The sequence below is a fragment of the Clostridium sp. AT4 genome (assembly GCF_001517625.2).
Taxonomy (GTDB): domain Bacteria; phylum Bacillota; class Clostridia; order Lachnospirales; family Lachnospiraceae; genus Enterocloster.
The window spans coordinates 73891-90615 of sequence record NZ_LN999826.1 but is presented as its reverse complement, the minus strand read 5'-3'; the positions used below and the strand labels follow the sequence as shown (position 1 = coordinate 90615).

The 16725-nt window shown below is 47.1% G+C and carries 10 protein-coding genes; all 10 read right to left on the bottom strand.

Going from position 1 to position 16725, the window contains the following annotated elements:
* Positions 1–27: 27 nt before the first annotated feature.
* Positions 28–888 carry an aspartate dehydrogenase domain-containing protein gene (locus tag BN3656_RS02260; RefSeq protein WP_066543675.1) on the bottom strand — a complete coding sequence of 287 codons (861 nt, stop codon included), beginning with the start codon at positions 886–888 and terminating at the stop codon, positions 28–30.
* A 21-nt stretch (positions 889–909) separates the two neighbouring features.
* Positions 910–4125, bottom strand: coding sequence for an SMC family ATPase (locus tag BN3656_RS02255; RefSeq protein WP_066543673.1), 3216 nt, complete (start codon positions 4123–4125; stop codon positions 910–912).
* Between the two features lie 3 nt (positions 4126–4128).
* Positions 4129–5262, bottom strand: a complete 1134-nt coding sequence (locus BN3656_RS02250; protein ID WP_066543671.1) for an exonuclease SbcCD subunit D — start codon at positions 5260–5262, stop codon at positions 4129–4131.
* Positions 5259–7184 (bottom strand): GGDEF domain-containing protein, encoded by a 1926-nt coding sequence (locus BN3656_RS02245; protein WP_066543661.1) that lies wholly within the window; start codon positions 7182–7184, stop codon positions 5259–5261. Before BN3656_RS02245 ends, BN3656_RS02250 begins: the two co-directional genes overlap by 4 nt.
* Positions 7174–9366 (bottom strand): GGDEF domain-containing protein, encoded by a 2193-nt coding sequence (locus tag BN3656_RS02240; protein ID WP_066543659.1) that lies wholly within the window; start codon positions 9364–9366, stop codon positions 7174–7176. The genes BN3656_RS02245 and BN3656_RS02240 overlap by 11 nt, the downstream gene beginning before the upstream one ends.
* A gap of 36 nt (positions 9367–9402) precedes the next feature.
* Positions 9403–10779 (bottom strand): argininosuccinate lyase, encoded by a 1377-nt coding sequence (gene argH, locus BN3656_RS02235; RefSeq protein WP_066543656.1) that lies wholly within the window; start codon positions 10777–10779, stop codon positions 9403–9405.
* A gap of 25 nt (positions 10780–10804) precedes the next feature.
* Positions 10805–13510, bottom strand: a complete 2706-nt coding sequence (locus tag BN3656_RS02230) for a YfhO family protein (protein WP_066543654.1) — start codon at positions 13508–13510, stop codon at positions 10805–10807.
* Positions 13419–13952: a GtrA family protein gene (locus BN3656_RS02225; protein ID WP_081422812.1), complete on the bottom strand. Its 534-nt coding sequence runs from the start codon at positions 13950–13952 to the stop codon at positions 13419–13421. The genes BN3656_RS02230 and BN3656_RS02225 overlap by 92 nt, the downstream gene beginning before the upstream one ends.
* An 80-nt stretch (positions 13953–14032) precedes the next feature.
* Positions 14033–14932 (bottom strand): FAD:protein FMN transferase, encoded by a 900-nt coding sequence (locus tag BN3656_RS02220; protein WP_331467889.1) that lies wholly within the window; start codon positions 14930–14932, stop codon positions 14033–14035.
* Between the two features lie 244 nt (positions 14933–15176).
* Positions 15177–16631 carry an IMP dehydrogenase gene (gene guaB, locus BN3656_RS02215; RefSeq protein ID WP_066543650.1) on the bottom strand — a complete coding sequence of 485 codons (1455 nt, stop codon included), beginning with the start codon at positions 16629–16631 and terminating at the stop codon, positions 15177–15179.
* Between the last annotated feature and the right edge of the window lie 94 nt (positions 16632–16725).

The following is a 16725-nucleotide window of genomic DNA, read 5'->3' as shown; positions in this document are numbered from 1 at the left end:
ATATTATCATTTTAAATATAAAGTCGGTTAAAATACAACAGGTGACAGGATATTTCTCAGCACGGCTACGGTGCTCCATCCTGCAATGGCGCTGGTACGGGAATAGATATCTACTACTGCCTCTACCTCATCCGGACCGCCGATCTTTGCCGTAATTTTGTGGTCGTCTCCTGCCATACCGGGAACACTGGTGATATCCACTGTAGTTTCATCCGGGCCTGCTGTAGCAAGAGAGGAAGCGACCGCCACATTTACCTTGGTCGGCAGAAGACCGATAGCCTCCTTCGCGCTGCCGGAAAAAGCAGCCGCTTCTTCTGGATCTGTCATGAAATAATCTTTAAAGACCGGTGTTCCCATCAGGGATGCCGGCCCTTTTCTGGTAGAAATTCCGGCTGTAAGATAACCGTCCAGACTTCCGGCCTCAGAAGCAGACAGCCCCTCTGCCTTCATCTTCTGTGCCAGGGCCATCAAAGATGTGGTGCGAAGCACATCAAAGCCGCCTACCGCTCCGGATGCCAGATAAATCCTGGTGCCGTGCTCCATAGCACAGTTTTTTGCCTGCTCATAAAATTCCTGGTCTGCAAATGCTCCGATGGAAAGAACGACCAGGCTGGCTCCCTGACAGAGAATGGTTTTGGCATAGTCTTTAATGGATTTTACAGACGCAGCTTCTGCCACATAATCCGGCTTGTCCTCCATCAGCTCTTCAATGGTGCTGCAGGCTCTGCAGCCTGCCTTTGCAGCCAGCGCCTCTGTTTTCTCCTTTGTCCGTCCCAGGATGCCGGTAAGTTTATAGTCCTCAAGCAGTCCCATATTATACGCCTCGACTACAATCCCGGACAGATATCCATTTCCCAGTAACGCCAGTTTCTTCTTTGTTTGATCCATCTTAAATTACCCCTTTTTCTTTTATGATTCTCCGCTCACCTGGACTGTGCTTCCCACACCGCCTGTTTTGCGGTTTTTAGTTACAGTAATCCTTCGGCTGATCCTCTCTTTTAATTCAGATACATGGGAAATAATCCCCACCATCCGCTGCCCTTCTGCCAGACTGTAGAGAGCCTTCATAGCCTGGTTTAGAGCTTCCTCATCCAGAGAGCCAAAGCCCTCATCCACGAACATAGCGTCCAGGCGGATTCCTCCGGCATTTGACTGTATCTCATCTGCCAGCCCCAAAGCCAGGGACAAAGATGCCTGGAAAGTTTCTCCGCCGGAGAGTGTTTTCACACTGCGTTCACTTCCATTATAATGGTCAATGACATTTAATTCCAGTCCTGCCTTCTCTTTTTTATTTTCTCCTGCCGCCTGACGCTTTAATTCATACTGACCGCTGCTCATAGTCATCAGGCGGAGATTCGCCCTTCGCAGGATACGGTCAAAAAACGCGGTCTGGACATAGGTTTCAAATTCGATTTTCGGCTTTCCGCTTAATGTTCCTCCCGCTGTATCGGCCAGAGCCTTCATCCACACATACTCCTGTTCCGCAGCTGCCATCTTCGCTTCCTTCCCCTGAACTGCATTAAAAATACGGCGGTTATTCTCCATTTCCGCATACAGCTGGCTTCGCTGTGCGGCTTTTTTCTCTTTTTTTTCAGAAAGTATGGCTTTACAGGCCAGAATTTCCGGCTCAGAAAGCAGCTCTGCTTCCTTATTTTGCTCTCTCAGCGTGGAAACGGCAGACTGTAAGGCTGTAAACCTGGTATTACATTTCCGAAATGCTTCGGCTGCCTGCTCATAGGACTTTTCCAGTCCGGACTTTTCCCTGCGCCAGCTTTCAATCTGTACAGAGAGCGTCTCTTCTTTCCAGTCTTCCAGATGCTCGTTCTTCTCTTTTTCCTGCTCCCTCAGAGAATCCATTTTGGCTTTCAGGGAGGCTTCTTCCGCTCTCAGCCGGCTGATCCTTTCCCTGCAGGCTGAAAGCGCCTGTTCCTTCTGCAAAAGGATCTGCCTGAGAGAAATAAATTCCTGAACAAGCGCCTGATTGGAGGCTGTTTTCTCTTTCAGTCCTTTGAGTTCTGCTTCCAGGCTCTGGACAGCCTGTTTCAAAGCCGTAAGAATATAAGCCTCCTCTTCTTCCCGTCCCAGAGCTGTTTGGATATCCTGTAAGGCCTGTTCCTTCTGCGTCCGTATTACCTCCATTCGGCGCAGACGGTTCTGATACTGTTCCTGGCTTTCCTTCCACCTTCTTTGTTCCTGTTCCTGCAGCCTCCCAAGTTTTTTTCGCAGGACAATTTCCTCTGAAATCTGAGCGATCTGTCCGGAAAGCGCTGCGATACGAAGTTTCAAGATCTGCCCCGCCTGCTCCGGTCTTATATCCGTCTCCTCCGTTCCCAGACCAGACCGGATGCTCTTGCCAAGCTCTGCACATTCCCGGTTCCCATGCTCTGCCTCTGCGCAAAGCGCCCGAACCCGATCCTCAGCCTGGCTCAGCCTGGCTTTTTTCTGCTCCAATTCTGTCTTTTCCGGAACCCGTTCAGGCCTTATGGCAGGCGCCGGATGATGAAGAGAGCCGCAGACCGGACATCTTTCCCCTTCTTTTAAATGATCTGCCAAAATCCCCGCCTGTGCATCCAAAAAGAGCTGCTCAAACTGGTCATACTCCTGTCTGAGACGGGATTTTTCCACACTTGCCAGACGGTACTGCTCCTGAATCTTTAAAAGCGTTTCCTCTTTTTCCTTCCAGCGGCCACAGACCTGATCTAACTGCTTTAATCCTCTTGCTTCCTCTGTTTTTTTCACTAAAAGCACATCCCGGTCCATCAGGCTGTCGATTTTTTCCTGTCCCTTTGCAAGAGCTGCTTCCTGTTCCTTTAATGCCTCCTCATCCAGACGGATTGCCTCCCGCTCCTGCTTCCCGGCCTCCAACAGCTGGAAATACCGCTTCCCGCAGCTTACCAGTTCTGTTTTTCTGGCCGTCGTTCGCTCTGTTTCGTAGGCTAACTGCTCCCGCCTTGCTTCTGCTCCTGCAAGCGCTTCCTGCCTGTTTTTCCCTTTTTGGATTTCTTCTTCCAAAAGCTCTTCCTGCTTCCTGCAAAGCCCATACTCTTCCTGGATCTTTTGCAGACTGCTTTCCTTATCCTTAAGTTCCTTCTTCAGACCAGAAAGCGCCGTAAACTGCTCTAACTGCCCCATTCCCTTCCGTATCTTTTCATCAAGCGCTTTGCAGTAAACTGTCCTTTCTTCTGCTTCCTTAAGCTGCACGGCACGTTCCTCCAGAACCGGAGCCAGTTCCCTTTCTTCTGTTTCCCTAAGCTTTAACTCCTGTACCAGCCTGCGCCTCTGTTCTGCTTTTCCCAGAAGTTGATCCTGTTCCTGGATTTCTTCCTCCAGTCCTCTGATCTCCTTATCCAGCTGAAACAGGCTGTTCTTATCCATCTCCAGAAGCCGGCTCAAAAGTTCCATGCCGCGGACGGCTTTTCCGTCAAAATGTTCTTTTTTCAGAGTCTTAAATTCTGCGTCAATTTCCGGCGCACATCCGCACTGTACTCCGTCCAGATACTGACTGATACTGCGCCGCATCTCATCATAGTCCTTCCAGCGTTCTTTTACTGCATATTTCAAACGATTTTGAAGTTCCTGACAAGGCTCTGTATGAAAAATACGCCTGAAAATCTCTGACCGCTCTGCGGTTCCGGCTAAGAGAAGCTTTTGAAAATCTCCCTGGGCGATCATAGCAATCTGAGTGAACTGGCGGTAGTCCAGCCCCAAAAGTTCTGTAACAGCCTTTGTGACCTCCTTATTCTTTACGATTGGCGGACGGCCGTCAAAAAAGATCAGTTCCGCATCACTTTTCTGAACAGTAAAGCCGGTTCCTCTCCCTTTTGGACGCAGATACTCCGGATTACGTCGGACACGGTATCTCTTTTCCTGAATAGAAAAAGTCAGCTCTGCAAATGTGGGCGTCTGCTCTGATGCATATTTGCTTCGAAACATTCCCGCTTCTCTGATCTCTCCGCTGGCTTCTCCGTACAAGGCAAAGGAAATGGCATCGAAAATCGTCGTTTTCCCGGCCCCCGTATCTCCTGTGATCAAAAACAGGCCCCTGTCTCCCAGCTTTTCAAAATCAATTTCAATTTCCTCCGCATAAGGCCCAAAGGCGCTTATGATCAGCTTTTCCGGTTTCATCCTCTATTCCTTTATCTCTTCCATAATATGTTTGACAAACGCTTCCTGCTCTGGGCTCATGGGCTGATTGTTCTGCTGCTCATAAAACCGCGAAAACAACTCCAGCTCCGAAAGCTCTTCCTGCTTTTCCCATTCTCTTATCTCTGCGTCTTTTCTGGTACGGCGGTTATCGTATTCCAGGCGCATAATATTAGGGTAAATGGTACGCAGCTTCTGGAGACCATCCGGTATATCCTCCTCATCTGTAAGAGTCACCTGGATATAATCCTGCTGATCGGTTCCCTCATAAAAAGCCCGATCCGTTACCTCCATATACGTACCGCGTATCTTTCTCATATCACGCAGCGGTATGAGAGGAAGAGTTTTTATCTGCACATTTCCTTTTTCTTCCAATTCAACCACGGTAATGGATTTCTCCTGGGATACTTCAGAAAAGGAATACTTAAGAGGCGTACCGCAGTAGCGCACCTCTTTGCGCCCCACACTCTGAGGGCTGTGGATATGGCCTAAGGCCACATAGTCAAACGCATCAAAGAGGGAGGCGTCCCCATTGTCCAGCCCCCCTACAGTCACTTCTTCTGATTCACAGCTCATAGCCCCTGTGATAAACTGATGAGCTGCAAGCACATTCCGTTCTCCTTCTAGCAGCTCCATATGCTCCACTGCAGTCCTTAAAGCTGTCTGATAATCAACGATCCCTTCCGCCTCCTTGGGAAATGCATGGCGTACCGATAAAGGACGCACAAAAGGCATAAGGTGGATCCGGATCCTTCCAAAGGAATCCTTAAAGTCAACCGTCTCCACCTTCCCCTCATAAACCGGGGACAGAAAAATATTTCTGGCATTCATAAGCCTGGCGCCGAATGCCAGCCGCTCTGCCGAATCGTGGTTTCCGCTTACAATACACACCGGACACGCTCTGTCTGCAAGCTCTGTAAGAAACCAGTCAAACAGGCTGACCGCCTCTGCAGACGGTACTGCTTTGTCGTAGATATCACCCGCCAGGATCAGTACATCCGGCTTCTCCTTATGAACCCATTCCAGAATACGGCTCAAAATATACTGCTGATCCTCCAGCATGGAAAACTCATTTACCCGTTTTCCAAGATGAAGATCCGAAAGATGAAACAGTTTCATTCTTCTCTGCTCCTTCTGCCTTTACGTTTCTTTTTCTCTTCATACATCCGTTCATCCGAAATATGCATCAGCACATGGTAATCCGTTCCGTCCTCCGGATAAAACGCATATCCAACGGAAAATTCCACAGTTCCCAAAATATGTTTCATCTCAGGATCCATAAAAACCTCGCCGCGATGAGCCTCAAAGTCCCGGAGAACCTTCTCTGCCTCCTCCTTTGAAGCGTAACCATAAAGAAATGCCGAAAATTCATCGCCTCCCATTCTGGCGCTGATAAAACGTTTCTCTCCCGAAAATTCAATCTGACGGCCAATTTGACGTAAATAAACATCTCCCATGTGATGTCCGTACATGTCATTGATCCCCTTTAGTCCATCTGCATCCAGCATGATCATCACTCCGCTTCCAATAGCTCCGGGATCGGCAAACAGAGCCTCCAGCCGTTCCGTAAAGCCCCGGCGGTTATAAAGCAGCGTCAGGCTGTCTCTGCTGCTCTGTTCTCTTAAGCGATTGATCTCATTCCACCACTGGGAAACGTCCGTAACGCACCAGGTCGTACTCTGTTCATCTGTAAATTTTTCAATTCTGGCAAAAACCGTTTCCCCGTTTCTGTCATATTCATAAAGAGATTTTCCTGCATCCACAGGATGGTTCTCCGCTTCTTCCAGCTTTTTCCTTATCCTGCTGCTCAAAGCATCATTATTTTCATCTGCATCAGAAATCCCAAGAATTTTCAGAATACGGTTGTTCATAAAGGTTTTTTTATAAAAATGGTTATATTCAAATACTCCCACCGGAACACGGCTGTTTTCAATCACATGATCCATCTTATCCCAGTTTAAACGGATACTCTTTAAAAGAGCATTGATATACTGAACCAGCTCGTCAAATTCTAAAATTCCCGTGTGGATGGTAAGATTGGTCAGATCTCCCCCTTCTATTTTTTTCAATTCACCTACAATCGCAGTCAGATTCCCTGCAAGTTTTACTTTCATGTACCACATGATAATCCACAGAACGGCCACAGACGCCCCCAGTATATAGAGAAATACAAGCAAAGTAGACTGCACCGCGCTGCGCAGCGGATAAGCTGACACAAAAGAACGCACCAGGAGATATTGACCGTAATATTTTGTATAAACACAGAATTTCCGGCCGTTATACCGATAGTGGCCGGAAGCAGGAGCTTTTATTTTATCTTCCGTTTTAAGTTCTTCATGAATATCCAGCCCGTTCATTCCAGGGACAGTCGAAGCTTCGATCTTTCCTGTGTTTGTATTGATTATATGCAGATATCCCATAAGACCGGAAGGTATCTCAGAAACCACCTTTTTCAGGCTTTTTTCCTCCATCTGCTTTAAAAGGCGTTTGGGTTCCATCCCAATCTGGACAATTCCGCTTTTATCTTCCATCCATACTGCCGCATACTCCATCATCTTTCCTTCTGCAGTATTGGGAGTGATCTCCTGACACAACTCCAGAGAAGTATCTTCCAGCATGGAAAGAAAAAACTGCATCTGTTCTCCATCCCGGAATGTAAAACCATAATACCTGGGATGGGTACCCGCATAAATCTCCCCCTGAGGATCAATAAAATGGATCTCATCTACATCCAGCTTTTCAGCCAGCTCCTTCGTATGCTCCAGATCTGTAATATACCCCGGATTATGTTCCACAAAATAGGCAGCCATTTTAGCTGACTGAATACATTTTTGAGAAAAGTCCCTTTTCTCCCGCTCCAGATCATATATATTGTTCCGTATAAGCTGTTCCAGCTGCCAGAATATCTCTTCTGAATTCTGGTTCTGATGCTGTATATATAACTGTAATGCCACATTCGTCGGAAGGATCAAAATAATTAAAATCAGTATCATAAACCTTGCCATTCCGGGCAAAGTCTTTTTTATACTGTTACCTGTCATACTCCTCTCTCCACTGATCAAATTCCCCAACAGGCAGAGGCTTAGAATAGACATAACCCTGAATCAGGTCGCAGCCCATCTTCCTCAGCATTTCCACCTGTTCCTTTGCTTCAATTCCTTCAGCTACCACATCCATATCCAGGCTGTGTGCCAGCTGAATAATGCTTCCTACAATTTTTCTTGATTTGTCATTTTCGTTGACAAAAAAACTGCGATCCATCTTTAGTGTATCAACTGCAAACTCTTTTAACATGGAAAGGGATGAATAAGCAAAGCCAAAATCATCCAATGCAACACGAAGTCCGCAGGACCGGAAACCGTTTAAGACGGCTTTTACAAAAGGAATCTGATTTTCCTCCAAAAGAATGGTTTCCGTAAGCTCCATTTCTATCACGCCTTCAGGAATATCATATCGGTCAAGGATCCGTTTATACTCCTTCCATATCTCGCTGCCAGCCTCTCTTAGGTGGAATCGCGACACATTGACCGATATGGAAACCAGTGTCTTTTTCTCCTTGATCCAGCGATCGATCAGGCGGCAGACCTCTTCAAACATATAAAGATCCAGGGAGCAGATTTTCCCGTTTTTCTCAAAAATCGGAATAAATTCAGAGGGATAGATCACCCCTTCCTGGGGATGAAACCATCTTACAAGGGCCTCTGCCTGACAGGCTCTGGCTTCTGAAGGAGACACTTTCGGCTGAAGATAAACCTTGAAATCCCTGTTTTTTACAGAATCCTCAAAAAGAGTATTCAGCCGCTCCTCCCTTTCAAGCATATTTGCAATACCTGCATTGTAAAAGCTGCATACATTGTCTGTATCCGACAGCTTGCTGGCATAAATTGCCTTATTCATCGCTGTAGGAACTCCTCCTGCAATATCCAGACGGCAGGCGCCAACCGCAAAATCAATGCTGTACTCGCTGAATTTACAACGGATCCGCTCGTTTACTGCTTCTTTCATTTTGAGGATTCGACGGTTGACCTCCCGATCGTCCTCTTCCTTTAATAACAGGAAGAAATGATCCATGCTGCTCCTGCTCACCAGTTCCTCTTCATTTATAAGTCCGGAAAGCATACGGTAGATAAACTGAAGCATCAGATTCCCATCTTCTTCGCCCCAGCTTTCGTTAATATATCGGAAATCTTTAATATTCAGATACACAACGATCCATTCGTGAAGCCTGTGTCCTTCCGTATTTTGCGTACCCAGCTTTATAAAGCCTTCGCGGCTCCAGCCTCCGGTAAGAGGCTCTGTAACAGAAAGCCTCTCCCACCTCTGGTTTTCCTTCATCAGATGTCCGATCAATACGCCCAGCAAAACCATGACAGCCACTACTACCGCGGCATAAACATCCATATGACGTTCGATCTGGGCCATCAGAAAATCGGACGGGATCACGGCTGCCTGTACCCAGTCCGTATCCCTTACCTCATACAGGGAAACAAAAACCTCCTGTCCGTTCGGCATCACCGCTTCATAGACCTGCCCGTCTCCTTCCAGCTCCCTTCCTGTCTCTAGAAGAGCATAGAGCTGCTGATCTGTAACTGATAAAGCTGACTTTTCATCTGCGATCAGGATCTCTCCATCTTTTCTGTCAATGAGAAAGCTGGCTCCCTGCTCCTGATAATCTGCCCGGAAGACCAGAGCCTTGATGCTCCAGTAGTTCTGAAGTCCTACTACAACCGCTTCTGTTCCATCCCCATAATGTACAGGAGCAGTAAAGATAAGATTCTGATCTGCTACATAGGAGGTTACCTGTTTTTCCCATATGTCCGGATTTTTCTCAAACCACTGGCTCAGATAATCCGGACAGGCAGATTCGGGAAACACACTGCCGTCTTCAAAAAGAACCATAAGTCCTTCCAGCTCCACGGCGGCTGTCTTTCTGGATATAAAATCCTCTGTGAGAAGAAATTGGGGCATTCGGCTCAGGGTATCGGCAAAGTCCGATACAAACTCTCTTCCCATTTTCAGACGGTATGAAATCTGGCTTGCAACCTGCTGATTGTTTTCTGACACATACCGCTCTACCACCTGGTTCATCATCCGTTCAAAGGATACGGTATTTCCAGCACCTACTGCCAGACAGAACATAGCAACCAGCACCGCGCAGATGGTAAAAATACGGCTTCTCTTTCTAGTGGTTTCCATGTTACAAGCGCCCCCCATTTTTTTCATATATTTCATCCTCTGTATGCAATCAATTACCTGCCGTTACTGCAGCTGCTTTTTATAAACAGCAATTACCTGCTTCATTGCCTCAGGCCCGGGAGCACCAATGGTCATGCGCTTCTCGACACAGGCCTTCATGCTGATTGCTTCATAGATATCTTCCTTAAATACGGGACTGATCTCCTTATATTCCTCCAGGGAAAGATCATCCAGCGCAATGCCTTTTTCAATACATAAAAGCACCAGCTGTCCTACAATACCATGGGCATCTCGGAAGGGAACGCCGTGATTTACCAGATAATCAGCCGCATCCGTTGCATTGGTAAAGCCTCTCTTTGCACTGGCTTCCATTACATCTTTTCTGAAGGTCATAGAGGAGATCATCCCTGTAAACAGGGCAAGACAGCCTTTTACCGTATCAATAGCATCAAAGGTAAGCTCCTTATCCTCCTGCATATCTTTATTATAAGCCAGAGGAATTCCCTTCATAGTTGTCAGCATGGACATCAGGGCGCCATAGACACGGCCGCTCTTTCCGCGGATCAGCTCAGCAATATCCGGGTTCTTCTTCTGGGGCATAATGCTGCTTCCGGTGCTGTAGGAATCGTCAATCTCCACAAACCGGTACTCATTTGTATTCCAGATAATAATCTCCTCACAGAACCGGCTTAAATGCATGGAAATAACAGACAGGGCACTTAAAAGCTCGATGAGATAATCTCTGTCTGATACGGAATCCATGGAGTTTAAGGTAGGGCCTGCAAAGTCCAGAAGCTCTGCAGTATAGGCACGGTCCAACGGATAGGTGGTTCCTGCCAGTGCGCCGGAGCCTAATGGGCAGTAGTTCATCCTTTTCCGAATATCAGCCAGACGTGAACGGTCTCTTGAAAACATCTCAAAATAGGCTCCCATGTGATGGGCCAGCGTAATAGGCTGCGCCTTCTGCAGATGGGTAAAACCCGGCATAAAGGTTTCCGTATTGGCTTCCATGATCACAAGAAGCTCCTCCAGCAGCTTCTTTACCAGGCTGTCAATCTCGTCAATTTCATCTCTGGTATAGAGCTTCATATCAAGAGCCACCTGATCGTTGCGGCTACGGCCTGTGTGAAGACGCTTTCCAGCCTCTCCAATGCGCTCCGTAAGAGTTCCCTCCACAAAAGAATGGATGTCTTCATAACCGGAATCCGCAGAAATGGCCAGTGTTCCCTCATCCAGATCCCTGCGGATGCCCTCCAGCCCTTCGATGATATCATCTCTGTCCTTTTCAGAAAGAATTCCCTGCTTTGCCAGCATCTTTACATGGGCAATGCTGCCTCTGATATCCTGACGGTAAAATTTCTGGTCAAATGAAAGGGATTCGTTAAAATTCTGTACCAGCTGATCTGTCTCCTTGGTAAAACGTCCGCCCCAAAGCTTCATAATAGTAGTCTCCTTTATATATGATTTATTTTAGAAATTTCTTTTTATTTTTCATCCAGCCACAGACAGCCAGTGCTGCCACAGCGGCCACACTTACGCCTGTAATAACGGCACCTGTCTTTAGCCCCTGAGGCTCATAGGACAGCCGGATCTTATGCTCGCCGGGTTCCAGATCCACGCCCAGAAATGCATCAAACACCGGACGCCCTGAAACAGCCGTCCCGTCTACCCAGATTTTCCATCCCTTATCATAGGGAATGCTGGTAAACATGGTTCCTCCCTCCGGCGTATTTATGCTTCCTGCAAGGCCGGTATCCGTCCAGCTGGAAAGTTCAAGAGGCGATTGGCTCAGACACTGATAAATCTCCTCCATGGCCTCCGGATCAAAACGCCAGATTTCCGCCTGCATGGCAGGATTTCCATCTGTTTTGGACTGAAGGATTACCTCCTGTCCCTTTGGCAGATAGCCCAGCTCCAGAAAATAGCCCCTGTCAACATTATCAAAGGAAAGACTTCTCTCCCCTATTTCGGCGGAAACCTCTTCTACCTTTTTATTGGTCACATAGACATAATAATCGCCGGAGGCATCTGCTGTAAAGGTAAACTTCTTTCCTTCCGATACTCCCTCTGCCGGCACAAGCAGATTGCTTACTCCCAGTACGGAAGAAAGATCATTCTGCACATTTGCCGGATTTCCCGAATCAAGAACCCAGTTGGTTTCCATATCCTGAGGCATCACAAACCCCACCGGAAGGGTATGTTTATTTTCATAAAGCCACATGGAACCCTGACGGCCAATCTGCTCCTTTAAGCTGTCCGCAGGCTGCTGATCCGGATAAATGCCGTAACGGGCAGCAAAAAGAGCGTCAATAAAGGGCGTACTTCCTTTTACACTGTACGCATTGGTGGAGCTCTCACAGCCTACGCTTTTAAAAAAGTCCGACATAGCAGCGCTGGCTACGGAAGAAAACAGGGAGGCAGAAGGGAAATTCATCCATGCCCCATCATTTTTGGTTCGGCTTTCACCCTTTTCAATCCGGTAAAATACCGAGGAGCGGATGCTGTCTGCCAAAAGCATGGTATCTTCATTATCTTTTACATAGGCTGTGCGGCTGGTTGTGGGAATACTCGTTACCGCCATATTGACTGCCGACTCACAAAATACCAGTCCCAGCACTGCTAAAAGAACCCCATCCCGACACCATTTCCGGCTGTGATACAGATAAATACAGCCCGTATACAGAGCCAGAAACAGGATAGCTGCATAAAATACGGCAAAATGGAACTGTTCCTCATTATCTACCAGCTTTTCAGCCAGGATCACAAAGGCTGCAGCTCCCCAAAAGGCCATAACAATATGCTTCCAGGGTGTATTTTTAAGCTCCAAATACGCCTTATAGCACATCACCAGCACCAGCGCGATATAGATGAAGGACTGACGGCAGGGAAGGCTGTTGGGATAATGAAAGCCATGCCAGATAAAATTCAGTACATTAACAGAAAAACTTGCGTAGAAAAAGAGCAGAAGACTGAAATATACTGCTTTTTCCTTTATTTTAATGTTCTTATTCCCAAGATACAGGAGCAGGAGCATCAAAACAGCTACCCCACAGTAAATATTGGGCCAATGATCCAGTCCGATCTCTGTCTGTACGTTCCCCATATGGCGGGCGATCATGTCAAATATGGAAAAATAGGAACTGACTGTCTTTGGAAAGTCAAAATTTCCTGAAGCGGTGGCCTGAAGGGCATAAATTTCCGGCAGCAGGACCACTGCCGCCAGTCCGCCGGCCAAAAGGGAATACAGCGTAAATCTGCCGGCTGTGGCTGCGAACTCCTTTCCCTTCTTCGGAGGATATAAAATCACCAGAACCGCTGCATAGATCACCATAAAAATACAGATCATGATGGAGATATAATAGTTTGACAGGATGGAAAGCCCCAGGGCAATACAGTAAACCATCCCCTTTTTTTCCTTTACCAGCCGTTCCAGCCCGAAAAGAATGACCGGAAATAAAAGGATACAGTCCAGCCACATGATATTCCAGCTGTAGGCTGCCATATAGCCACTTAATGCATAAAAAATGCCGAAAAAGCAGGAACCAAACTCCCTGGTTCCCGTATGTTTTCTAAGGTACCAGGTAAAAGACAAGCCGGACAATCCTGTTTTTATGACAATCAAAACCGTCATGAACTCAATCAAAAACTGCCTGGGACAAAGAGCCACAAGCCAGTTCATGGGACTTGCCAGATAATAGGCATACAATGCTGAGAAATTTACCCCCATACCGATATCCCAGCTGTAAAGCAGACTTCCTCCGTGAGTCAGCTTATACTGAAATTCAGAGAAAAACGGCGCATACTGATGGTACATATCCGTACGCAGAAAACATTCTTCCCCAAAAGGGAAAATACCTCTCTGTGCAAAGATAACCACCAAAACAAGCACCGGAACAAAAAAAGCAGCCAGAAGGCTATCACCCGGACGCAGGATATGAACGTCCCGGCAGCGTTTTAATTCCCGGCACGCTTCATACTGCAGCATATCTGCTGTGTCTTCCATATTAATACGGGTCAGGCTTTCTTCTGCCTCTGCTTCCTGAATCCGATTTCTTTCTTTCATACGCTCCTCTTTTATGTCATCCCTTCCTGAAATCTCCTCCGACTCCTGGATCAGCTCCAATACCGCATCCAGTTCCCGTTCTGCCTGAACGATCTCTTCTCGTTTCACTGCTGTTTCCCCTTGCTCTCTGACCTTTTTTAAAAATCCACAGCTTGCTGAAAATATAATTTGCCACCAGGTTCACCGCAGAAGATACCATCTTGCAGAACATCTCATATAAAAAGCCTCTTCCCTCTCCAAGCGCTACCATAACAACCATCAGCAGCCAGACAGCCACGCCTGAAATTCCTCTTGTCATCAAAAAAGCGCCTGCCTCCTTCACAAGATAGGATGGCCTGAGATCATAATTTTTAAATACGATCAGCTTATTCACCACATAGGCAAACAGCACAGCTGCCCCCCAGGAAAAAGCCTGTGCCATTCCCACTCCCATATCCATACGGCGAAACATGGCATAGCACACAAAATCTACTGCCGTAGTCAGGATCCCGCAGATCAGATAACTGATCGTTTCATAATTTACACATTTTTTCCATATTGCTTCAAACATTTTATTCCTCGTATTTCTGTATGTAAACACGTTCTCATTATATGGCAGCCTGCAAAAAATGTAAAGTTAAGTTTCTATATTTATGGGCTGCTGATAAAGGCCTCTGCTCCCTTAGAATAATGAAGCGTCCCATCCTCTGTAACAAATACCGCATACACGCCCTCTAAGGACTGTGCAAGCTCCATTCCTTCTTTCAATCCCAGCGCAAAACAGGCCGTGCTCAGTCCATCACCATCTACGGACTGCTCAGACAGGATCGTGACCTGAGTAAGGCCATTTTCATAGGGCCATCCGGTAGATGGATTCAAAATATGATGGTAATTGACTCCATTTTCCTCAAAATGGCGCTCATATACCCCGGAAGAAACTACAGACATATCACGGATATCCAAAGCCGCCACTGTCTCGGACCGCTCTGCAAAGGGCTTTTGAAGACCGATTTTAAATGGCTTATTTCCGGGCCGTTCCCCCAGACAAAGGACATTGCCTCCCAGATTGATAATGGCGCTCTCTACACCCTGCTCTTTAAGATATTCTTTCATGCGGTCTGCAATATACCCTTTGGCGATCGCTCCCAGATCAATAGATACCAGATCATCTGCAAAAACCACTGTATTGCCGTTTACCGCAACTCTTTCATACCCTACCTTTAAAAGTTCTTTCCGGATTGCTTCCTCTGACGGTACATGAGGATCTGAGCCCGAAAAATCCCACAGACGGCTTAAGGGTTCTATGGTGATATCAAAGGCCCCATCTGACAGCCGGCTGTACTCCAGTCCTTTTTCTATCAGCTCCGCCGTATCCTGTGACACAGTAAACTCCCGTTCTCCCTGCTTTCTGTGGTTCATTGCATAAATTTCACTGGTTTCTATGGTGGTGCTGAACTTCTTTTCATATTCTGAGCAAAGCTCCGTCACCCCATCCAGGATCTCTTCCTCTCTGGAATCGTAAAGCGTTACCGTAATAAATGTGTTGAGCAAAAAAGAAGACCTGCTGACAGGTTCCCTATGCTTTTGGCACCCCGTCAGACAGGCCGCTATGATCAAAATTCCTGTAATACAAACTGCTATTCTCTTCTTATCCATGGTATTTATTCTAGCATTGGGGGGCGGGAAAGTCAAGAATACACCTGAATGCTTCTTTTCACCGATCCCATCTTTTATTTCATAAATAAAACCCGAAGAAAGATATCGCGCTTTCTCCGGGCTTTCTTTTCTCCCCCTCTTACTCGTCAATCGAGTAGTTGGGAGCTTCTTTTGTGATGTGAATATCGTGAGGATGGCTTTCCTTTAAGGAAGCGGCAGAGATCTTCACGAATCTTGCCGTATTCTGCAGAGTGGGTATATCCTTGGCTCCGCAGTAGCCCATACCGGCTCTTAAACCGCCTAACAGCTGGAATACGGTATCCTCTACCATACCCTTGTATGCCACACGGCCTTCTACACCCTCCGGCACCAGCTTCTTGGCGTCGGTCTGGAAATAGCGGTCCTTGCTTCCGTTCTCCATGGCAGCGATGGATCCCATGCCGCGGTATACCTTGTACTTACGTCCCTGGTACAGTTCAAAGGTACCCGGACTCTCATCGCAGCCTGCAAACATGCTTCCCATCATGCACACGCTGCCGCCTGCTGCGATCGCCTTTGTAACATCACCCGAATACTTGATGCCGCCGTCAGCGATAATCGGGATGCCGTATTCCTTTGCCACATTGTAACAGTCCATAACGGCTGTGATCTGAGGTACGCCGATACCTGCCACCACACGGGTCGTACAAATGGAACCGGGGCCGATACCTACCTTTACACAGTCCGCACCTGCCTCGATCAAAGCTCTGGTCGCCTCACCGGTAGCCACATTTCCTGCCACTACCTGAAGATCCGGAAATGCATCCTTGATCATCTTCACACAGCGGATCACGTTGGCAGAATGACCATGGGCAGAGTCAAGAACAATTACATCTACCTTTGCTTCTACCAGAGCAGCTACACGCTCTAATACATTAGCAGTAATGCCTACGCCGGCTCCGCAGAGCAGACGGCCCTGCTCGTCTTTTGCAGACAGAGGGTACTTGATCTGCTTTTCAATATCCTTAATCGTGATAAGACCCTTTAAATTGAAATTGTCATCTACGATAGGAAGCTTTTCCACTCTGGCTTTAGCAAGGATCGCCTTTGCCTCCTTGAGCGTTACTCCTTCCTTTGCAGTGACAAGATTCTCGGAAGTCATACATTCCTTGATCGGACGGCTGAAATCCTCCTCAAACTTCAGGTCACGGTTGGTAATGATACCCACCAGCTTCTTTCCCTCCGTAATAGGAACACCGGAAATACGGAATTTTGCCATAAGGTCATTGGCATCCTTTAAAGTATGTTCGGGGGAAAGATAGAAGGGATCTGTGATAACACCGTTTTCGGAACGCTTTACACGGTCTACTTCTTCTGCCTGTTCCTGAATAGACATATTTTTGTGGATAATACCGATACCGCCCTGGCGCGCCATGGCAATGGCCATACGGTGCTCGGTCACGGTGTCCATGCCTGCACTCATCAGGGGAATGTTAAGTTTGATCTTCTTTGTAAGATAGGTGGTTAAATCTACCTGATTCGGAATCACTTCTGAATAAGACGGAACCAGAAGTACATCATCAAAGGTAATGCCTTCGCCGATAATTGTACCCATTAAAACTTCCTCGCTTTCTGTGTGGTATACTGCCCTCAGCATCTTATTAGTATCTAATCCTAGCAAATTTTATTAGGATTGTCAAACCCATTTT